The organism is Methylovorus glucosotrophus (genome assembly GCF_009858335.1).
In the GTDB taxonomy this organism is placed as follows: domain Bacteria; phylum Pseudomonadota; class Gammaproteobacteria; order Burkholderiales; family Methylophilaceae; genus Methylovorus; species Methylovorus glucosotrophus.
On the sequence record NZ_VMSE01000001.1, the window covers coordinates 230,127 to 251,261 of the forward strand.

19 protein-coding genes are annotated in these 21,135 nt (G+C 55.1%); 3 read left to right on the forward strand and 16 right to left on the reverse strand.

The window, feature by feature from the left end:
• Nucleotides 1-28: 28 nt before the first annotated feature.
• From FNL37_RS01040 to FNL37_RS01085, 10 genes are all read right to left on the reverse strand, one after another.
• On the reverse strand, nucleotides 29-418 hold the full coding sequence (locus tag FNL37_RS01040; RefSeq protein ID WP_013443391.1) for a hypothetical protein: 390 nt from the start codon (nucleotides 416-418) through the stop codon (nucleotides 29-31).
• 89 nt (nucleotides 419-507) lie between these two features.
• Entirely contained in the window at nucleotides 508-2,004 is a 1,497-nt protein-coding gene (locus tag FNL37_RS01045; protein ID WP_159354833.1) for an alginate export family protein, read from the reverse strand.
• Entirely contained in the window at nucleotides 1,982-2,707 is a 726-nt protein-coding gene (locus FNL37_RS01050) for a M17 family peptidase N-terminal domain-containing protein (RefSeq protein WP_159354834.1), read from the reverse strand. Before FNL37_RS01050 ends, FNL37_RS01045 begins: the two co-directional genes overlap by 23 nt.
• 24 nt (nucleotides 2,708-2,731) lie before the next feature.
• Nucleotides 2,732-2,962: a DUF1427 family protein gene (locus FNL37_RS01055; protein WP_159354835.1), complete on the reverse strand. Its 231-nt coding sequence runs from the start codon at nucleotides 2,960-2,962 to the stop codon at nucleotides 2,732-2,734.
• Nucleotides 2,962-3,198: a DUF1427 family protein gene (locus FNL37_RS01060; RefSeq protein ID WP_015831144.1), complete on the reverse strand. Its 237-nt coding sequence runs from the start codon at nucleotides 3,196-3,198 to the stop codon at nucleotides 2,962-2,964. Before FNL37_RS01060 ends, FNL37_RS01055 begins: the two co-directional genes overlap by 1 nt.
• Nucleotides 3,191-4,831 carry an MFS transporter gene (locus tag FNL37_RS01065; RefSeq protein ID WP_159354836.1) on the reverse strand — a complete coding sequence of 547 codons (1,641 nt, stop codon included), beginning with the start codon at nucleotides 4,829-4,831 and terminating at the stop codon, nucleotides 3,191-3,193. The genes FNL37_RS01060 and FNL37_RS01065 overlap by 8 nt, the downstream gene beginning before the upstream one ends.
• Before the next feature lie 6 nt (nucleotides 4,832-4,837).
• Nucleotides 4,838-6,718 (reverse strand): amidohydrolase, encoded by a 1,881-nt coding sequence (locus tag FNL37_RS01070; RefSeq protein WP_159354837.1) that lies wholly within the window; start codon nucleotides 6,716-6,718, stop codon nucleotides 4,838-4,840.
• Between the two features lie 64 nt (nucleotides 6,719-6,782).
• Nucleotides 6,783-7,448: a hydrolase gene (locus FNL37_RS01075; protein ID WP_013443384.1), complete on the reverse strand. Its 666-nt coding sequence runs from the start codon at nucleotides 7,446-7,448 to the stop codon at nucleotides 6,783-6,785.
• Between the two features lie 139 nt (nucleotides 7,449-7,587).
• Nucleotides 7,588-8,466 (reverse strand): SDR family oxidoreductase, encoded by an 879-nt coding sequence (locus FNL37_RS01080; protein ID WP_159354838.1) that lies wholly within the window; start codon nucleotides 8,464-8,466, stop codon nucleotides 7,588-7,590.
• A 48-nt stretch (nucleotides 8,467-8,514) separates the two neighbouring features.
• Nucleotides 8,515-9,216, reverse strand: coding sequence for a pirin family protein (locus FNL37_RS01085; protein WP_159354839.1), 702 nt, complete (start codon nucleotides 9,214-9,216; stop codon nucleotides 8,515-8,517).
• Nucleotides 9,217-9,374: 158 nt separating this feature from the next.
• Between FNL37_RS01085 and FNL37_RS01090 the strand changes: the two genes are divergently transcribed.
• Nucleotides 9,375-10,319, forward strand: coding sequence for a LysR family transcriptional regulator (locus FNL37_RS01090; RefSeq protein ID WP_159354840.1), 945 nt, complete (start codon nucleotides 9,375-9,377; stop codon nucleotides 10,317-10,319).
• Here the strand turns inward: FNL37_RS01090 and FNL37_RS01095 are convergent, their stop codons facing one another.
• The 6 genes from FNL37_RS01095 to FNL37_RS01120 all read right to left on the reverse strand — a co-directional run bounded on the left by FNL37_RS01095 (nucleotide 10,320) and on the right by FNL37_RS01120 (nucleotide 16,669).
• Nucleotides 10,320-11,147 carry a helix-turn-helix transcriptional regulator gene (locus FNL37_RS01095; RefSeq protein WP_015831137.1) on the reverse strand — a complete coding sequence of 276 codons (828 nt, stop codon included), beginning with the start codon at nucleotides 11,145-11,147 and terminating at the stop codon, nucleotides 10,320-10,322.
• Nucleotides 11,148-11,317: 170 nt separating this feature from the next.
• Nucleotides 11,318-11,764, reverse strand: a complete 447-nt coding sequence (locus FNL37_RS01100) for a MarR family winged helix-turn-helix transcriptional regulator (protein WP_013443379.1) — start codon at nucleotides 11,762-11,764, stop codon at nucleotides 11,318-11,320.
• Between the two features lie 55 nt (nucleotides 11,765-11,819).
• Complete coding sequence (locus FNL37_RS01105) at nucleotides 11,820-12,809, reverse strand: catalase family peroxidase (protein WP_159354841.1); 990 nt, start codon at nucleotides 12,807-12,809, stop codon at nucleotides 11,820-11,822.
• Between the two features lie 251 nt (nucleotides 12,810-13,060).
• Nucleotides 13,061-13,864: an EAL domain-containing protein gene (locus FNL37_RS01110; RefSeq protein WP_013443377.1), complete on the reverse strand. Its 804-nt coding sequence runs from the start codon at nucleotides 13,862-13,864 to the stop codon at nucleotides 13,061-13,063.
• A gap of 101 nt (nucleotides 13,865-13,965) precedes the next feature.
• Nucleotides 13,966-15,771, reverse strand: coding sequence for a GGDEF domain-containing protein (locus FNL37_RS01115; protein WP_244948166.1), 1,806 nt, complete (start codon nucleotides 15,769-15,771; stop codon nucleotides 13,966-13,968).
• A gap of 262 nt (nucleotides 15,772-16,033) precedes the next feature.
• A complete protein-coding gene (locus FNL37_RS01120; protein WP_159354843.1) occupies nucleotides 16,034-16,669 on the reverse strand; it encodes a TetR/AcrR family transcriptional regulator in 636 nt (211 codons plus the stop codon).
• Between the two features lie 151 nt (nucleotides 16,670-16,820).
• On the opposite strand from FNL37_RS01120, the gene FNL37_RS01125 reads away from it, so the two are divergent.
• Nucleotides 16,821-17,993 carry an efflux RND transporter periplasmic adaptor subunit gene (locus FNL37_RS01125; RefSeq protein ID WP_159354844.1) on the forward strand — a complete coding sequence of 391 codons (1,173 nt, stop codon included), beginning with the start codon at nucleotides 16,821-16,823 and terminating at the stop codon, nucleotides 17,991-17,993.
• 9 nt (nucleotides 17,994-18,002) lie between these two features.
• The gene (locus FNL37_RS01130; RefSeq protein ID WP_159354845.1) at nucleotides 18,003-21,134 is read left to right on the forward strand and encodes an efflux RND transporter permease subunit; all 3,132 of its coding nucleotides are present in this window, start codon (nucleotides 18,003-18,005) and stop codon (nucleotides 21,132-21,134) included.
• Nucleotide 21,135 lies beyond the last annotated feature (1 nt).

Here is a 21,135-nt window from a genome sequence, read left to right on the forward strand (position 1 = left end):
TTGGGTTGCAGCGGGTGTTAATACCCACTCACGCCAAAGCGTGCATCAGCAGGGTATACGCTATCCACATAAAGCCAATGGTGGAAATCACGAAACTCAGCGCTGAGAATACCTTCCACTTTTTCTTGCTCCAGAAGTCGGGATCAAACGCTGCAATGGTAAAAATCGTGGGGTTGGTGAAACCGCCTATCGCCAGACACCAGCAGGCAATGACGGGGAGCTCGACGCCCGCGCCATAAAATCCCAGGCCGAATAACGCCATCAAGGCATAGTCCACGTGTGCGCGTATCATGGTTTTGTAATCGACCACGAAAGCATCTACGCCTGGTAACGGAAACCATTTGGCAAAGGTCATCAACCAGGCGGATGAAATTAATGCGGTGATGCAAGCAACTGATCCTATGAGTAAAACATTCATTATCTTCTCCCTTGTGTTGTGAATGGAGAAGCTAGTATATATACAGGTCTGTATATATGGAATCCCTTGCGTTTTACTTTTTCATGCCATCACCATAAAAAACTGAGCCACGTCGCCACATAATCCACATCGCCACCCCCTGCATTTTTCACATAACTGCTGGCATAAAGATGTACATAAGACAGCGTGGCGACCATATGGCGGCTGGCCTTCCATTGCAATGAGCCTTCTGCCGTGGTGCCCACATACATGCCTTGTACATTGGCGGGCAGACTGACGGCGCCATTGGTGGCATATACCGCGTCTTCCTTGCTGAAGCGCCAGATCGCATCGACGCCCAGAGTGGCGGTAAGGTTTTCCAGGGGCTGGGTTTGCAAGGAGACATGCAGATCCTTGATATTGGCGGGTCGCAGCAAGCTGGCATCATTGAAATACCCTGCCTTGAAAAAAAGCGGATTGAAGGTGCCAACCGTACCATCGCCCTGGTGGCGATCGCCACTGGCGATATCCAGCTTGAGTCCCAGCCTGGGCTGCCAGGGATGCTGCAGGAAAGTGTAGCCAATGTCGTTTGCCAATGTCCAGGCCCGTATATCCTGGTTGTCTACGTGCCCAAACTGGTAGACGGGCTCGATGTCATAGTCCCAATTGCCGCTTTTGCCAAACCAGCGGCTACCTATGGAATGGCGGTTTTCGAGGCCGCTGGCATCCACATAGGCGCTTTTTTCATCGCGAAAGCCCAGATAATAAAGATCTGCGCTAAGTTCGGGAGTCAGGGGGCGGGATGCATACACGCCATAAAACGTCTGCTCTTCATTTGCCGCATCTGGCCGGTAGCGCTGCTCTTCTACCGGGCGGACCGCAAAGGCATACAGTTTGGTTTTACCGCCCGCCGAGGCGATTAGCTGCACACCATCAAATTTGAGCGGAGTATTGGGAGCAGCTCGCGTGGCAACTAATCGGCTTGAGCCATATGCCATGGAAAATCGCCCGCCACGCAAGGTCAGGCGCTCTCCATTGGGGGTAGGTTCGCCCCAGGTGTAATCGACAAACGCCTGTTGCAGGTCTAGCGGATTCTGGTTGATCGGACTCTTGAATTCGCCACCAAACTGCACGCTGGAAATCCCTTGGGCAAACACGCGCAAGCGTTCGTTGAAGTGCAGGTCCGCGTGCAACAGCAGGCGCTGTAAACCGTAGTCATTCTGCTTGGGGCCAGAAACCCCGAACCCCTGGTTATGGTAGCTCTCATAGCGCTCGCGTACCTCGCCGCCCAGGCTTAGATAGCTCTCAGGATTGTTCGGCGTAAGGGGAATATATTTAAGCGAATCCAGCCCATCACGGGCATAGCCCGGTTCTGCCAGATAGGAATAGCGCTCGGTATAACGCAACAAGGTATACGGTGGTGGATGGCGGCTGGGATGCCCGGTGGTGGCATCCTCTGCCAAGGCTGAATCCTCGGGCAATACCAGTACCTTCCCGGTTTTGAGGTCCAAGGGTGTCACGTAGTCATCCGCGAAAGCCGGGCAGGCCGTGATCAGGCTGCCGAGCACGCCGGCGAGCGCCAGGTTATTTTTTGCTGGCGGCCACATAAGGTTCAGTGCCCTTTTTCTGAAGGGTTAGGCTTACCTGCTGGATTGCACGGTCAATTTGCGTATTCACGCTTTGATAGTATTTGGGGCCTGCTTCGATCACCCATTCCTGAATGTCAAAGGCGGGAGCCAGTCCTTGCGCCTGCAAGCGCTTCTCCGTGTCATAAGCCAGGAGCCCCTCTTCCACCACCGCAGCATCGCCTGCGCCAACTTCAATCACGCTGCTGCCTTGATCACGTAGCGTGGGGGCAAATGACACATGATGGGCATTCAGGCGTACGGCTTCACGAATGGCAATGCGCCCAGCCAGGCGCAAGCTTTCCAGCGAAAGGCTCTTCTCATCGCCCACGCCGATCAGCAGCACTTGCCTGGGCGTGATGGATTGGCCTGGTGGCGTATACAAAAAGGTTTCTCCAAGTTCACCAATAAAATCGCCACGCTCACGCAGCGCCTGTAGCAGACCGCCCTGCTTGTCATTGAAATCCTGCATGGCTTCAATATATTGATCGCCTTGCGGGTTATGCTTCAGCAAGGTAATGATTTGCAGATCGGTAGTCTGCGTAACCGGGCCTATCTGCTTGACCGTCACGGTCACGCCATGGGGTGAGGGGAAGGAAGTCTGCGGTGTATCGGCAAATACGTTCAGGGTGAACAGGCTGCTGAAAAGGCAGGCCGCGAGCGGGGCAAGTCGAAAAATAGGCATGATGCGTCCTTATTTGTATGGCAATTAGTGAGCGCTGGCTTTCAATCCAGCAAGGAGCGTTGAAGCGCCGTGGCTGGCGTGTACATTCGCTGGCGATGGCGCAAGCAAGGTGTTGGCAGTGAGAAAGCCCAGGGTCATGGATACAACCAGGAGCGCGCCCACCAGATTGGGTGGCGAAGGCAGCGGAATATCAAACCACCTGCAGCCAAAGCCAATCGCCAGTCCGAGGACAATGCCGAGTAATAGGGTTTCCATCAAGCACTCTCCTTGTCATCTGCCGAAGCCGGCTTGCCAGTTGGGCCGCCGCACAAATGGCGGGTAGTGCTTTTGCGATGTTGTGCGATATTGTCTGCCAGCAAAAAGCCGATGGTCATGGCCAGCACCAGCAAGGCGCCGGCCAGCACCGGTGGCGCTGGTACTGGGACGCCTGCCCAGCGACAGAAAAAGCCTATGCCAAACCCCAGCACCAAACCCAGCACAATCTTAATCATGATGATCCTCCGGCAAGTGAATGCTATCTGCCCCATGCTCTGGCGTTACCGCATGACGCACGATGGGCGCGGCATCGCCCTGATGCAAGGCGCGAATTTTTTCCTGTAATTGCTTGTGCGTGCCGGATACGCGCAAATGCTGGCGCATGTGCGCTACCCAGGATTCTTCAATGAAAATCTCGATAAACGTGCCGGGGCGCGCCACATCTTCAAACACGCCCCAATGCACCGCACCATCGCGTCGACGCAAGGCGCCCAGCTCGCGCATCAGGTGATGCATGGCATGGCTGTCTTCCTGGCGAATGTGATACTCAATGCTGACCAGCACTGGCCCACGGTCATGCGCCACCGGGGTTGATAGCACGGGTTCTGGCCAATGGCCGGATGGTACGAAATCGTCATGCTCCCCCAGGTTGAGCTTGAAGCGCCAGGTCAGGGGGATGCAAAGCAGGGAAATGGCGGCAGCCAATACCAGCGCGTGGGGCAACCCCAGGCTCATGGCAAGTTTGCCCCAGAGCAAGGATCCCGCCGTCATCGCACCCCAGAACATCATCTGGAAAATGGCCAGCCCGCGAGCCCTTACCCAGTCTGGCAGCGCGGTTTGTGCAGATACATTCAGCGATGAAATCACCATGATCCATGACAATCCGGCGAGTACGCCTGCCAGTACGCCCAGAGTAGCGTTACCGCCATAGGCGAAGAATCCCATGGCGAGCGCGGTTCCGAGCGTACCCAGAGCGACCACGGCATTGGCACCCAACTGCTTGCGCAATTTGCCGATAAGGAAAGTGCCAGCTACGGCACCCGCGCCGAGCGCGGTCAGGATGATGCCGTAAAGGCCGGGCCCCCCATGCAGAAGCTCTTTGGCGATGAGCGGAAGCAAAGCCCAATATGCCGAAGCAAACGTGAAAAAGGCCAGCGCGCGAATAATGGTGCTGCGCAAGGCCTGGCTGCGCAGGGAGAAACGCAGTCCAGCACGCATGGCTCCTACCATGTGCTCGCGTGGCAAGGTGTCGGTTTTCCCTGCACTGGCTCGCCACCACAGCAGGGCTGCGGCGACAAAAAGATAGGTAACGGCATCAAACAGTACGGTGGCCGTCGCCCCCGCGGCCACCAGAATAAACCCACCCAATGCCGGACCAATCGCCCGGGCAATATTGACGCTTACCCCATTCAGCGCGATGGCTGGTTGCAGGGCTTCCTTAGCGACCAGGCGTGGCACAATCGCCTGCCAGGCCGGCATGGCAAAGGCCGAGCCCGCGCCGGTGAAAAAGGTGAACAACAGCAAGCCCCATGCGCTTACATGGCCTGCCCACAAGATGGCCGCAAAGACGAACAATGCTGCTGCAGAGGCAATCTGGGTGACGAGCAGCAATTTGCGACGATCAAAAATATCGCCCAGTGCGCCAGCCGGCAGGGCAAAGATAAAGATGGGCAAGGCCGTGGCCACCTGCACCAGCGACACCATGAATGGCGATGGTGAAAGCTCGGTCATGATCCAGCCGGAGGTGACGTTGAACATCCAGGTGCCGATGTTGGAGATGAGGGTTGCCATCCATAACACCGTGAAAATACGGTATTTGAATGGGGCAAATGCGGAGGCGGCCGTGGCCTGAGTCTGGGGAGTTGTCATGATGTCCTAGTAAGCAAAGCAGCCACAGCCAATGGCCCAGGGGTTATCGAAACTGGGGCGCTGACTATCCTGGTCCAGCCCCAGCCAGCGGGAAAGTTTTCCATCGTGACCATGATGATGAGCATGGCCGTGTACTGAGCAGCCTGGAGAAGCGCATGCTGAGTGAGTGGCATAGTGCGTGTCCGGTGTCTGGTGGCCGCCAAAGTAGCGCACGGGAGACCAGTCGGGACTCGCCGGGGGCAGTGGCGCATCATGCTGCTGATAATCGCCCGCCGCGTAGACAATCTTGCCGCCGACGATGGTCATGACCGAGGTAATCGCCTTGATGGCTTCATCAGGAATCGTCATGAAGTCGGCGGACAGTACCGTGAGGTCGGCATACATGCCGGGGGCGAGCGTTCCTTTCACGGATTCTTCATGCGATTTGTAGGCACTGCCGCTGGTCCACAGTCTTAGTGCCTCCTCACGCTCCAGGCAATTGCTTTCGCCATAAAGCGCGAGGCCGCCCAGCGTCTTGCCTGTGACCAGCCAGTAAAGCGATACCCAGGGGTTGAAGCTGGCCACACGGGTGGCATCGGTGCCGCCGCCAACGGGTACCCCGAGTTCCAGCATCTTGCGGATAGGCGGAGTGTGCTCGGCCGCTTTTTTACCGTAGCGATCCACAAAATATTCGCCCTGAAAGGCCATGCGGTGTTGGATGGCTACGCCGCCCCCCAGACGCTTGATCCGTTCCAGGTTTTTACTCGAGACGGTTTCGGCGTGGTCGAAAAACCAGCGCAAATCGCCAAAGCGCGTGTCTCGGTCTATCGACTCAAACACATCCAGTGCGCGACCGATGGTTTCGTCGTAAGTCGCGTGCAGGCGGAATGGCCAGCGTTTTTCCACCAGAAAGCGCACCACCTCGCCCAGGTCCTGTTCCATGTGCGATGCCATCTCGGGTCGCGGCTGCAAAAAGTCCTCAAAGTCGGCAGCAGAAAATGCCAGCATCTCGCCTGCGCCGTTATGTCGCAGATAGCTGTCGCCGCTGTATGGCGTCACCATGCCGCTCCATTTCTGGAAATCTGCCAGCTCGCCGCCCTTGTTCTGGGTAAACAGGTTGTAGGCAATGCGCAACGTCATTTTTCCCTCGGCATGCAGCTGATCGATTACCTGATAGTCTTCCGGATAATTCTGAAAGCCCCCGCCCGCGTCAATGCAGCTGGTAACACCCAGCCGGTTCAACTCGCGCATGAAATGGCGAGTGGAATTGATCTGATCCTCGAGCGGCAATTTCGGGCCTTTTGCCAACGTGGAATAAAGGATCATGGCATTCGGCTCGGCAATCAGCATGCCGGTGGGATTGCCTCTGGCATCACGCTCAATGCGGCCACCTGCCGGGTCCGGTGTCTCCTTTGTAATCCCCGCTGCCCGCAATGCAGCGGCATTCAGCAGGGCGCGGTCATACAGGTGCAGAATGAAAACGGGGGTATCAGGCGCGGCGGCGTTGATCTCCGCCAGCGTGGGCATGCGTCTTTCCTTGAACTGAAACTCGCTCCAGCCGCCAACCACTCTTACCCATTGCGGTGCTGGTGTGCGTGCCGCCTGAAGTCGCAGCATGGCTAGCGCATCCTGCACGCTGCCCACGCCTTCCCAGCGCAGTTCCATGTTGTAATTAAGGCCACCACGGATCAGATGTAGGTGCGAATCATTGAGCCCGGGCAAGACGCGCCTGCCGGCCAGATTGATGATCACCGTGTCTGGGCCGGCATGAGCGTGCATTTCCTGGTCGCTGCCGATAGCGAGCACTTTGCCTGCGGCGAGGGCGATCGCACTGGTCTCGGGCTGTTCTGCATGGAGTGTGGTGATGCGGCCGTTATATAAAACGATGTCAGCATAGGCGATCGACATGGGTACCTCGGGTCAACATGGGGCGAAATGCAGCCAGGCGAAGGCCTGGCCGCCATAAACAGACTTACTTCACAACCTTGTGCGGGTATTTCGCACGTTGACCATAGTCATGCAGCAGGCTGGCGGCATAGTCGATACCCATGCCATAGGCGCCAAAGTGCTCGCGGGCGATATCGGTTGTGCCGACATAGGTTTCTTTGCGTGCCCAGTCGCGTTGCAGTTCGAGCAATACCTGGATAGAGGTAATGGATTCGGCGCCATGGCTTTCACAGCGACGAATCGCGGCATTGTGTGCTTCTACCGAAGTGCCACCGGATGCGTCGGTGACCATGAGCACTTCGTAGCCCTCAGCCAGCGCACACAAGGTAGGGAATACCAGGCAGGCTTCGGTCCATAACGCGGCAATTACCAGTTTCTTGCGGCCGGTTTTTTTGAGAGCCTCGATAAATTTCGGGTCTTCCCAGCTATTCATGCTGGTGCGTTCAATGGGATCTTGTTGCAGCACATCCATCAGTTCTGGCCAGATGTAACCGCTGAAAGACTCGGTTTCCACCGCGGTGAGGATGGTGGGGATATTGAACAGCTTGGCCGCTTTGGCAATGGCAACCGTATTGTTTTTCAACAGTTGGCGGTCAATATTGGTTACGCCAAATGACATTTGTGGCTGATGATCGATAAAGACAAAGACGCAATTGTCCGGGGTGATCAGTTTTTCGGTTGCTGCTGACATGGTGTTCTCCTCAAGATGAAAATAAAGGTGATGTGGTGTGCCTGAATGCTTTATAACAAGTGCTCGAGCGGGTGTATTGAATGAAATTGACCGCCCTTGTTAAGGTGGCCTGCCAGTGCTGCATGGCAGGCCATCTGTTTTAAATAAAGGTGGATTTGTGCTGTTGGACGAAGTCTTCAAACCGGGTGAGCGGACGCCCCAGCAGATTTTCGCCATCGGGTGAAATCACCGCCGCCTGATCGGAAGCAAAGACCTCAAACAGCTCCAGCACGCCTTTGGCTTGCCACTCTGGCCAGCCATCCTGAATCAGGGACTCATAGGTGCTGGTTGCCTGAGGCGACACATAGTCCACCTGGCGGCCGGTGACCCGGGTAAAAATGGCGGCCATGTCATGGCCGGACAGGAGCTCGGGGCCGGTGATGTTATAAGCCTTGCGCTCATGACCTTCCGTCGTCAGCACCCGGGCGGCAATGGCGCCGATGTCCTGCACATTGAGTGGTGCAAAACGGCCTTCGCGCACCCCGAAATAAAACGCACCCTGCTTGATGCCCGCGGCCCAGTTAAGAAAGTTTTCCTGAAACCAGATCGTGCGCAGATGCGTCCATGGCAGGCCGGAGGCTTCGAGGTATTTTTCTGCTTCGCGGAATTGGCGGGCAAACAGTATCGCCTCCCACTCTGCCCCCACAACCGAATACAGCACGAACTGCTTGACCGTACCGGCGGCTTTGGCTGCATCCACCGCATACTTGGCGTGTTGCGCCCGGTTTTCCACATTGCCGGGGATCATGAATACCCGATCCACGCCAATAAATGCGGGTGCCAGGCTGGCGGCTTGGTCAAGATCGACCACGACGGTTTCGATGGTCGGATACTTGGCCCGTAGTGCCTGGGCTCGGGCTTCGCTGCGCACCGCCGCACGAATGCGGATGTGATCGCCTGGTGAGCTTAGCAGGGCATTCAGGGTGGCCTGGCCGTTATTGCCGGCAGCCCCGATAAGCAGGATGGTTTCATTTTTCATGGCAGTACTCCTAAGTTAAAAATCGGTGATCTCAATGACAGTCAGTGATCAATAAGGAAGATCAAACAGCAGGAACTCCGCCTGGCTGGCATGGCCGATGCTCAGGCTGGCAACGTCCTTGATCTTGAGGGCGTCACCAGTGGTCAGCTTCTGGCCGTTGACTTCCAGTGCGCCTCTGATCAGGTGCAGATAGGCGGTGCGGTTTGGCTCGATCTGGTAAGTTACGGCGTCATTCGTATCCAGGATGCTGGCGAACATGAGCGCATCCTGATGAATCACGACCGAACCATCGCGGCCGTCAGGCGAGGCGATCAGGCGCAACTGTCCCTGCTTGCTTTCCACTGGGAAGTGCTTTTCCTCATAGCCAGGGTTAATGTCCTTGGCGCTCGGCTCTATCCAGATCTGCAAGAAGTGCACGCGCTCGGTTTTTGAGTGGTTGAATTCGCTGTGGCGCACACCGGTGCCTGCGCTCATGCGTTGCACATCGCCATAGCGAATCACCGAGCCATTGCCCATGCTGTCTTTATGCTCAAGCGCGCCGCTCAGCACGTAGCTGATAATTTCCATGTCACGGTGGCCGTGAGTGCCAAAGCCCTGGGCAGGCTGTACACGGTCTTCATTGATCACCACCAGCGGGCCAAACCCCATCTGCTCGGGATTCCAGTAGTGGCCGAACGAGAAAGAGTGGTTCGATTGCAGCCAACCGTGGTCTGCTGCGCCGCGTTGCGAATTCTTGAGTAGCTCTAACATGGTGTGCTCCTTTGGGTAATGGTTAATTTGTGATGCAGTTTTTTCGAATATCATTAATTGCTGGATATTCGCGTTTCGTTTAGCATGGGGGCCAGTATGAACGCGCTTTAATGCGAAGAAAAACGGAAAAATTACCCATATAGGATCGAAATTTTCGAATGTTTAGAATTAGCCTGGATGCCTTGCTGGTACTGGATGCGGTAGATCGCCTTGGATCGTTTGCTGCCGCTGGTGGCGCCTTGTTCAAAGTCCCGTCGACGATTTCCTACACCATCAGCAAGCTGGAGCAGGATCTGGGCGTGCAGATTTATGAACGGCAGGGCCCCAAGGTTACGCTGACCAAGGTGGGACTCGAATTGCTCACGGAGGGGCGCCATCTGATCCGCGCGGCGGAGGAGCTTGAACAGCGGGTCAAGCGCGTGGCTTCTGGCTGGGAGACGGAACTCAATATCGGCATGGATACCATGTTTTCCACGCGGACCTTGATTCTAGACATTACGGCCTTCTGTGCTATTGCCGGAACACGGATCAAGCTGGTGCAGGAATCCCTGTCCGGGACCTGGGAGAGTTTGCTGGAAGGGCGCGTGGACATCCTGATTGGGGCTGCCGGTGAAGGTCCCTCGGGTGGCGGGTATGCCAGGGAAGTACTGGGTATGACGGAGTTTGTATTTTGCGTAGCTCCCAGCCATCCACTCGCTGCGATCGATAAGCCTTTGGGCAAAAATGATCTGGCGCCTTATCGAGCCGTGGTGGTGAGCGATTCGGTGCGACGTCTGGCGCCGCGTACTGTGGGCTTGCTACTGGGGCAGGATACCTTGTCCGTTCCTACCATGCAGGCCAAGCTGGATTATCAGGTGGCGGGGCTGGGCTTTGGTTTTCTGCCACTTCCTCTTGCGCAACCAGCGCTGGATCAGGGCCTGCTAGTCGCCAGGCAAGTACAGGAGCCGCGCCCGCCAGAACCTGTGTGTCTCGCATGGCGCACGGCAGAAGCAGGCGAAGGCCTCAAGTGGTGGATTGCCCGGATGAAAGAATCCCCTGATATCGTGGCGCGCCTGTGGGCAGATAGCCTACACCAGAGCGCTAACGGTAAAGGTTTCCCCTGATCAAAGCGAATAGTAGCGCCCCGGCGTTACTCCCATTTTTTTGCGGAAGCTGCGGGTCAGGTGGCTTTGGTCGGCGAATCCGCACAGCGGTGCCACCTCGCTGAGCTTGTGGCCTTGCGCGATCAGTTTGCGGGCCTGAATGACACGGTATATCTGTAAATACTCATGTGGGGTGATCCCCAGATGTTTTTTGAATTGGCGAATCAGCACAAACGGATTCATGCCGATATGGGCCGCCAGCGCCGGCAACGTAATGGCATCACTGAAATATGCGCGCAGGTATTCAATGGCGAAGTTGAGTTTTTTGGGATTAGTCTGCCCCTGCTGCGCGATCTGGGGTGGCAGCTTGATATTGAGCAGCGCATAGAAAAAGGTCGCGAGATAGCTGGATTTTGCCAGCGCACAATCGTTGCTTTCCATCAGGCTATGCGTGCGCATGAACAGTCGAGTCAGCGGCTCGAAGGCTAGCAATGGGTTGCTGTAATCCAGCGTTGGTTGGGGCAGCTCCAGCTGCGCGCACAATGCGTCGAGATATTCCGGCGTAAATCGCAACTCGCGGCAAACCGCGCCACTGGGGGAAATATACGCAGACTCCAGGGAAAATATCTGACCTGCATCCCGGATCACCAGGCAATCAGGGGTCTCAAAATAATAGCGGCCATTTTGCGAGCTATGCCAGGCGCAGCGTTCGAAGCCGATGATGGCGATTTCTTCATGGAATACTTTTTCCATGCTGATACGCGCACCCGCCGCCATGTCATAGCGGTAAAGGTGCAGGCCATCCTGCGCGATATGTGTAAGTTTTGTGTCTGCTGCCTTGCCCATCATCCCCCCTGCTGCAGTTCTGGCTACCTGATGAAGACGGCACTTTTGCCTTCAGGTAAATCACCACGTTTCAGGATGCCACTCCAGAACATGCCCGCTGGGCATTCCTGTGTGATATGTGTTTCATGTGCGATTAAATCGCGTGCGATGCAGTTGATTAAAAAAAATCGTGCTTATGCCGTCTGGTTCAAGTGATCCCTGAGGCTGTTGAGCTGTAAGCACATTTCTGCCATTTTTTTATCGCTCAGCCCTGATGCTTCACTGATGCAGGCCATGATGCGGGCGGATTCATGACGTGTCTGCTGACCTTTACCCGTCAGGCTGACCACCACTTGGCGTTCGTCATCGGAAGAACGCGCACGGTGGATGTAGCCGGTGGTTTCCATGCGCTTCAGCAAGGGGGTTAATGTCGCCGAATTGAGAGAAAGTGACTCGCCGATATCCGAGACGGTTAATCCATCTTGCGTCCATAACACCATGAGCACCAGATACTGCGGATATGTCAGCGACAGGCCTGCCAGCAAAGGACGGTAAACCCGCGACATGGCCAGCGAGCTGGAATACAGCGCATAACAGAGCAGATTGCTCAGCGTCGGGGTGTCGGTACTACCTTGGGACACAGGCTTGCCTCCTACTCGGAGTCTTGGCAACAAGACCCCGTATGGTTGAACTGGATTACTGCAAGCGGCGGCCAAAACTCACGGCATACGCCCCTGGGCGTGCCAGCAGGATGGGGTCATCGCTAGGTTCAATGCCATCGACCAGATTGAGCGGGCTGAACATCACCTGGCGTTCATAGCTCGCTCCGTCTGCCTTGATGTTCTTGATCTGTAACGTGCCCAGCTCCACCACGCGGCGGGTGTCTGGCCAGGTCACGGTAGCGTCATTCAGCGTATCGCCGGCGTCAGCAATCTGTACTGAAATCTTGTAGCTGTATGGGCCATTTTTCAGTCTGGCTGGCAGCTCGTTCATCAGGTAATTGGCATCGGCTGCCTTGGCAGCTTCTGGCGAGAGAAATTTCTGACCAGTCACCGGCTCGATGCGATAGCGGCCATAGTGGGTTTCGCCCTTGGCATTGATGAACTTGAAGGCATTCACGCCAAAAAACGCCTGGGTGGCAAAACTCTCAGGCGGCAGCTTGGGCGTAGTGACAAATTTCAGCGCGGCTGGATGGCTGCCCAGGTACTTTTCAATCGTTGTGGGCTTGGTTGTTTCCTTGCCGGAGGCGGCCACGGCATTCAGCAGACCCAGAAAATCTTCAGGCGTTGCCGAAGGGAAGCCATTTACCGAGATGCATACCAGGTCAGCCAGGCTTTGGTCAGGCAGGTTGAAGCGAATGGCGATACCCTTGGGAAATGCATTGCCATCGGCATCTGGAATATTCGGTACGCCAGTCGCATCGGAATAACGTACGGTGACAGGGTTGGATGTGGTGAAAATGCTGGCCTTGGTAATTTCGGCGGCACTGGCGGCTGGCGTGAATACGCCTTCGGCGACAATGCCTTTGGCATGGTTAGCGCGAAACTTGGCATGTGGTCCGCCTGATAACTGGGTCAGGGTATCTACCAGTTGTTCGGTGACAGGTTTGGTCGTTTCTTCGGCAAATGCACTGCCGGATAAGCCCGCCAGCAGGACTAAAAGCAAAGGTTTTAAGGCAATGTTCATGGAAGCTCCCAATGATATTTATTTTTACAAAGGGTAGAGGCAACCAACTCAAATGTATTGAATAAAATTGACTTTGCTCTACCGGGCTAACGCAATGGCGGCTCGCACTGCAGCCTTGCCTGGCACCACGGGTGATCCCGTAAGGTATTGCTGAGCATGAGTATTACGCGATATGGCAGATTGATCAATTTTGTTTATTTGATCAGTCCATTTGAAAAGTAAAACGCAGCCACGGGATATGGGTGCGGGTGCTATCTCCTGCTATCCCGAACCCGGCGCGATTTGACCAAGGGCCAGACCTCGTCAGGAACTGTAGGCAGACATTCAAAGCCGGGTTTTGCGAAGAAATACCCCTGGAACAAGGTCACGCCTTCGTCGGCCAGGGTAAGACATTCTTCTCGGACTTCAATCCCTTCTGCAATCACCTTGATAGACAGCTCGCGGCAAATCGACAGAATGCCGAATACCAGTGCGCGGCGAACGCGGTCCTGGTGGATATTTCGGGTCATCGCCATGTCTAGCTTGATGATGTCCGGTTGCCAGTCAGCGAGCAGGTTGAGCCCGGCATAGCCCGCCCCAAAGTCATCGATGGCGGTGGTGAAGTTGTGTTTTTTGTATTCAATGAAGATATTGCGCAGGTGCTCGTTGTCGATGACGCGCTCGCCTTCCGTGACTTCAAACATGATCCTGTCGGTGGGAAAGTTGACTTCGGCCGCGGCTTCCAGCGTGGCGCGTATGCAGGTTTCCGGCTTATAGACGGCATTGGGCAAAAAATTGATGCTGAGCATGCCCTGCAAATTCAGCTGTTGTGCCAGGTCGATCGCTTTGACTCGTATGGATTGGTCAAACAGGTAGCGGTTTTCATCGTTCAACTGGGAAAGAATGCTGGCGGCGCCTTCGTTATTGATGCCGCGCACCAGGGCCTCGTAACCGAAGATACTGCTGTCCGAAATATCTACAATCGGCTGAAACGCCATGGTGAAGTCGATGCCGAGCTTGGTTTTGTCGCGGCATGCCTTGCAGCCCACCGGAACGAAGTTTTCTAATCTACCCATGTATCTGTCTCCAATGCATTGTCTTGCCCAGTCCAATGTCTAATCTAGCATGATTTAAATACAGCTGCCGCACACATTGGAATGGTCGGGGCGGAACACCGTCACAGCAGCGGATATTGTGCCGTAGCGGCAAGCGCACTGTCGTCAAAGCGCTGTACGCGGTTACGCCCCAGGTTTTTGGCCATATACAGCGCACGGTCTGCCTGCTCGATCATCATATCCAGTGGCGGGTGCTGAAACTGGCTGCTGGTGATGCCTATGCTGACCGTGAGTTTGATCGGCGTTAAGTCTGGTCCAATGTCGACCATGGCGGCTTGAATCAGCGTGCGGATTTTTTCGGCAAACAGGCAGCCCTCCTCCAGATTGCTGTTGCCCAGCATGCAGATGAACTCTTCCCCACCATGCCGCGCCGAGATGTCGTGTATGCGTGAATTATCTTTCAGAATGCCGCCAATAAAGGTCAGTGCCCAGTCGCCTGCGGAATGCCCGTAGGTATCATTCACCGTCTTGAAATGATCAATGTCGATGAGCATGATGCAGCTTTCGCTGGCATGCCGTTGTGCCCGGGAGTATTCGATATTGGCAGCCTCATAAAAGCCACGACGATTTTTCAAGCCGGTCAGGAAGTCCGTTGAAGACTGCAGGGTCAGTGTCTTCACCAACTCATCCCGTTCCTGCTCCAGGCCAATACGGGCTTTGATCTGACGGTTCAAGGTGTTGATGCCTTCCATTACCTCGTCAATTTCTTCCGGCAGATTGTTCGAATGGCTAATTTCCTGATAATGGCCAGCACTGATCGATCTGAGCGCGTGAGAGGCCTGCATCATCGGAACCACGACCTGTTGATGAATAATGCGCAGTTTCTTGATGGTCAATGCCAGAAAGACCAGCATCAGAATGCTCACCACACTGAGAGCAAGCAATGCATCTTGTTTGGCCTTGATCGTACTGGCTTCGGCTTCCGCCAACAGCGCATCCCGCAGGGTCAGAATCGAATCCATCAAGGGCACATAGGTTTTATAGAATGTGTCAGGGCTGGGGAGTGTCTGCAGATTCGTGGATGCTTCGATACTGTCCAGGTAGGCAGTGGCTTCTACAAAATACTCTTCTTCCATTTTGGCTTTTGCATCGGCAATTTCAGCCGGCAGCGCTGCCACGGCCAAATGAGCGGAAAGGCGCATATGCAACTCTTCAATATGTCCCTTCAGGCGCTCCAACTTAAGCTGTTCTTTCAGGGTTCTTTCGCGCTTGAAGCTGAGTGAGAGGGTAAGTGCCGATCCTAATTGTCCCGCATATTCGCGCAATGTTGCAGCCAGACGAGCTTCGGTAATCAGCAGACTGATATCCGATGACGAGATGATGACATCGTTGCTAAGGGTCGTGATCAACGGCCTTATGGTGTTTATAAAGCCAACCATGCGTTCGATCTGCGCGCTGACTTGCTCATTTCCGCGTTCCTTCAGCGGAAGGCTTGCCAGCCTATCTATCGTTTTCCTCTCTTGCTCGAGTTCCTGCGCCAGCATGCCAAGCTCACTGATCAGTTTGTTTGGCGTTTTGTTACAGCCTATCGAAGCGCAGAGACGTGCATAAGCGTCATCCGTTTCCTGTCTCGCAAGCTTCAGAGGTTGTCGCAGTTGGCTGTCATCAGCATCGGCATTTCCAAGAATGGCATTGGTTGGCCCGCGCTCACGCGAGAGTTTTTCTGCATAAAGCAACAAAAGCTTGAGTTTGACGGTGGACTGATGGGCTGCACTGGCGCGTCTGAACTCCTGCCACTCCACTGTAATTAGAAAGGCGGCGAGGCTGATCAGTATAAGCAGCGATGAAATGCCGAAAGTAATAAAGCTCTTCATCAGGCTGCTCTTGCCTGCGTGCGGGATGTCATTCGGATCCAGCGTGCTTACCATCGTGCATGGCCCCATTGCCATCTCGAAAGATCACCGTTTCGGAAACGCAATGTTGTTTTTACGATGGCATTGTGGATGAACGGCATGATTTGGCGGCTTTTAGAGGTTATCTGGCTGACCTGTGGTTTTTATAAACGCTACCAGTACAAACTGGCTGGCTGTGATGATATCGGCATTTTTTGACAGTACTTAAAGCCGGCACGAGGGCATATTCCAAATAAAAAAGGGCCTTACGGCCCTTGGAAGTCTTTTTCTGCCTATTTCAGCGATTGGCAGTTTCGGGAATCTCCTGCTCGAGCATATAGCGGATGATCCTGCGCATCATGGGGATGCTGTGTTGCAGGGAGAGGTCGGGGTTGCGGATCAGCCTAATGGTAAGGCCTTCGAATAACGCTGCCAGCAGATTGCAGGCGGTATCCAGCGATTGTTCCGAGAATGTGGTCTCGCGCTGTTGCAATCCTTTTCGAAGATAATTCTTGATGCTTTCCATGGCGGTGGCCTCTGCCCGCCGGATGATATTGGCGATGCGAGGATTACGCGCAGCCTCGGCCACGATTTCCAGCAGTAACGCCGCATCGGGATCATAAAATGCATCGGCAGCGCTTTGCTCCACATCTGCCACCAGGGCATCAAAAATATCGCTCTTGCCTCGGCTTTGCTCTATGCGCTCCGGGATCTGCAATATTTTCAGCAGATCATTTTCCACAATCGCTTCAATGATGGCCTCTTTATTTTCAAAGTAGTGATAAATGTGGCCGACGCTCATGCCGGAGGCTTTGGATAATTGGGACATGCTGGTGCCGTGAAAACCATGCGCGCGGAAGCATTCCGTGGCGGCCGTCAGCACCTGGTTACGCCTTAGGTCGGCGCGGCTGATGGGGGGCTGGGAAGTGGTCATTGCTTCTCCTAACTTCAAATAACTTCAAAAAATGTAAAAAATTTGCCTTTTGCGTAGTTTATATTAGAATGATCGCTCAATCTAGAATGATTGATCTAAATTTTACGTGTTCTGTGCAATTCGTGCCTTCACGGGGTTAAAGGAAAGCCAAATGAAATCCAATGTAAAACACATACGCCTGTCAGCCATATTGCTGATATTGATCGCTGGGAATGCGCTCCTGGCAGGATGTCATCAGGGAGGCGCGCCCGCACAAACCTCTTCAGGCGCGGCACAGGTTGAAGTCGTGACAGTTCAGCCGCAGTCGGTCAATCTGACGACCGAACTGCCCGGACGCACTTCACCTTTCCTGGTGTCGGAGGTACGTCCACAGGTTGGCGGCATTCTGCAGAAACGCTTGTTTGTAGAGGGCGCTGATGTGAAAGCTGGTCAGCCCTTGTATCAAATTGATCCGGCGACTTATAAGGCGACACTGGATAGTGCGCAGGCCAGCCTGAACAAGGCCGAGGCCAATCTGGTGGCGGCAAAGAGCAAGGCAACGCGCTATGGTGAATTGTCGACCATACAGGCCGTCAGCAAACAGGATCTGGAAGACGCCCAATCCTCGCTGGGACAAGGGCGGGCGGATGTGGATGTTGCCAAGGCAGCCTTGCAGACCGCGAGAATCAACCTGGGATTCACCAGCGTCATCGCCCCGATTTCTGGTCGCGTGGCCAAGTCCAATGTTACGCCAGGGGCGCTGGTGACCGCCAACCAGGAGACCGCGCTGACCACCATTCAGCAGCTTGATCCCATCTATGTGGATGTAACCCAATCCAGTGCCGAACTGTTAAGGCTGCGTCATCAATGGGAAAGCGGTCTGCTGAAAAAGGCGGGTGAAAATCAGGCCGCAGTAAAACTGGTCCTCGAAGATGGCAGCACTTATAGCCTGAACGGCAAGCTTGCCTTTACCGATATTACCGTGAGCCAGACCACTGGCACCGTCACCCTGCGTGCGGTCTTCCCTAACCCCAAGGGCGTATTGCTGCCCGGTATGTATGTGCGTGCCGTGCTGGAACAAGGCGTGGATGACAGTGCCATCCTCGTGCCTCAAGGCAGCGTGAGCCGCGACTCCAAAGGTAATCCCACCGTGTTTGTTCTGCGGGATGGCAAGGTGGAAATCCGCAATATCGAGGCAGACCAGACCCATGGTGATCAATGGCTGGTGCATAAAGGCCTGAATGCCGGTGATCAGGTGATTGTGAGCGGCTTGCAAAAGATACGTCCGGGCATGCCGGCACAGGTGGTTTCGCCCAATAAAACCAGCGCTAGCAAGCAAATCTAGGGGCTGATCATGTCAAAATTCTTTATTGATCGTCCCATTTTTGCCTGGGTGATCGCCATCGTGATCATGCTGGCGGGCGTGCTTGCCATCCGCTCGCTGCCGATTGCCCAATACCCAATGATTGCCCCGCCCGCGGTTTCCATTACGGCCACTTATCCGGGCGCGTCAGCCAAAGCGGTGGAAGACAGCGTCACGCAGGTGATCGAGCAAAAGATGAAAGGTATTGATCACCTGACATATATGTCATCCACCAGTGACTCATCTGGTAGCGTGACCATTACCCTTACCTTTGATGCAGGCACCAATCCTGATATTGCCCAGGTGCAGGTGCAGAACAAACTGGCGCTAGCGACGCCGCTATTGCCAGAAGATGTGCAGCGGCAGGGGGTGCAAGTCGCCAAGGCTTCCAGCAACTTCCTGATGGTGGTGGGCTTTATTTCCGAAGACAACAGCATGTCCAATATCGACCTCGGCGATTATGTCGGTTCGAATATCCAGGACATACTCAGTCGCGTGAATGGCGTAGGGGATACCCAGCTGTTCGGCAGCAAATATGCCATGCGCATCTGGCTGGATCCTGCCAAGTTGCATAACTATGCCCTGACCCCAGCGGATATCAGCGCCGCCATCACAGCACAAAATGCCCAGGTGTCGGCAGGTCAGATTGGGGGCATGCCCGCCACTCAAGGGCAGGCCTTGAACGCGACAGTGACGGCGCAAAGCCGCCTGCAGACCCCGGAGCAGTTCGGCGACATTCTTCTGAAAAGTACCACGGATGGCGCGGCTGTGAGGCTGCGTGATGTTGCCCGTGTAGAACTGGGTGGCGAAAGTTATGATGTGGTGGCCCGCTATAACGGCAAACCGGCCACAGGTCTGGCGATCAAGCTCGCCACGGGTGCCAATGCGCTGGATACGGCAGAAGCTGTCAAAGCCAAACTGGCCGAACTGGAGCCTTTGTTTCCGCAAGGCATGAAAGCGGTGCTGCCGTATGACACCACTCCCTTTGTCAAAATTTCGATAGAAGAAGTGGTGAAAACACTGATCGAAGCCATTGTTCTGGTGTTCATCGTGATGTATGTGTTCTTGCAGAATTTTCGCGCCACTCTTATCCCGACCATTGCTGTTCCCGTGGTGCTGCTTGGCACGTTTGGCGTGCTGGCTGCAGCAGGTTTCTCTATCAACACGCTCACCATGTTTGCCATGGTGCTGGCGATCGGCTTACTGGTCGATGATGCGATTGTGGTGGTCGAGAACGTAGAGCGGGTGATGCAGGAAGAAGGGCTATCACCGAAGGAGGCCACACGCCGTTCCATGGAGCAAATCACGGGGGCCTTGATCGGTATTGCCCTGGTGCTTTCCGCGGTATTTGTGCCCATGGCATTTTTCGGTGGCTCCACCGGCGTGATTTATCGCCAGTTCTCCATCACCATCGTGTCGGCCATGGCGCTTTCCGTGCTGGTGGCATTGATACTGACCCCCGCCTTGTGCGCCACTTTGCTCAAGCCCCATCGTCATGGCGACACAAAACGCAGCCTGGCCAGCCGATTGTTCGGCGGTTTCAATCGTGGTGTTGAACGTACAACCAGGCTGAATCAATCCTTGGTAAGACGCATGCTGAATGGTCTGGGCCGCTATGGTCTGGTGTATGGCCTGATCGTGTTGGTCATGGGCGTGCTCTTTACGCTCTTGCCTTCGTCTTTCTTGCCGGATGAGGATCAGGGCATTCTGTTTACCCAGGTGATATTGCCAGCAGGCGCCACCACCGAGCGCACCCAAGCTGTATTGCAGCAAGTGGAACGGCATTTTCTGCAAGATCAGAAAGAAGCGGTTAAATCGGTGTTTACCGTATCCGGCTTCAGTTTCGGCGGTAGCGGGCAAAACAACGGTCTTGCCTTTGTCAGCATGAAGGACTGGTCTGAACGCAAGCGCCCCGATCTGAAAATATCCGCCGTGGCGGGCAAGGCCATGGGCTATTTCTCGCAAATCCGCGAAGCCATGGTCTTTGCATTCATTCCGCCGGCCGTGGTGGAACTGGGCAATGCCACGGGCTTTGACCTGCAATTGCAGGACCGCGCCGGTCTGGGCCACGAAGCATTGATGCAGGCTCGCAATCAGATGCTGGGCATGGCGTCAGCCAACCCGGCATTGGTCGGCGTTCGGCCCAACGGGCAGGAAGACGCTCCTGAATACAAGCTGGATATTGATCGGGCCAAAGCCAATGCGCTGGGTATTTCGCTAGCGGATATCAATTCCTTGCTATCAACTGCCTGGGGCAGCTCATATGTCAACGACTTCATTGACCGTGGCCGTATCAAGCGGGTTTACCTGCAAGGCGATGCTTCATCCCGCATGGACCTCAAGGATTTTGACAAATGGTTCGTCAAGAATGCCAACGGTGAAATGGTGCCATTCTCCTCATTTGCCACCGCGCACTGGGCGTATGGCTCACCACGGCTGGAGCGCTATAACGGCTTGTCGTCGACCGAAATCATGGGCTCCCCTGCGCCCGGGCATAGTACCGGCGAAGCCATGGCCATCATGGAGTCACTGGCTGCCAAATTGCCCCCCGGTATAGGCTACGAGTGGACTGGTCTTTCCTATCAGGAGCGCATGACAGGCTCGCAGGCGCCAGCACTTTATGCCTTGTCACTGTTGATCGTGTTCCTGTGCCTCGCGGCCTTGTATGAAAGCTGGTCTATCCCGTTTGCGGTCATGCTGGTGGTGCCGCTGGGGGTCGTTGGTGCCTTGATCGCCGCCTCACTGAGAGGGCTTTCCAATGATGTGTATTTCCAGGTCGGCCTGTTATTGACCATAGGCTTGTCGGCCAAGAATGCGATTCTGATCGTGGAGTTTGCCAAGGAGCAGATGGAACAAGGCAAGGAGATGGTGGAAGCCACGCTGGAAGCCTTGCGACTGCGCTTCCGGCCGATTGTGATGACCTCGCTGGCGTTCATCCTCGGTGTATTGCCACTGGCCGTCTCCAGTGGAGCAGGCTCTGGTGCGCAGAACGCGCTGGGTACCGGCGTAATCGGCGGCATGATTACCGCTACCGTGCTGGCAGTCCTGTTTGTACCGCTGTTCTTTGTGGCGGTGCGCAGAGGTGTTGAGCGCTTAAACAAGCGCAGCAAAAAGGAACAATGAA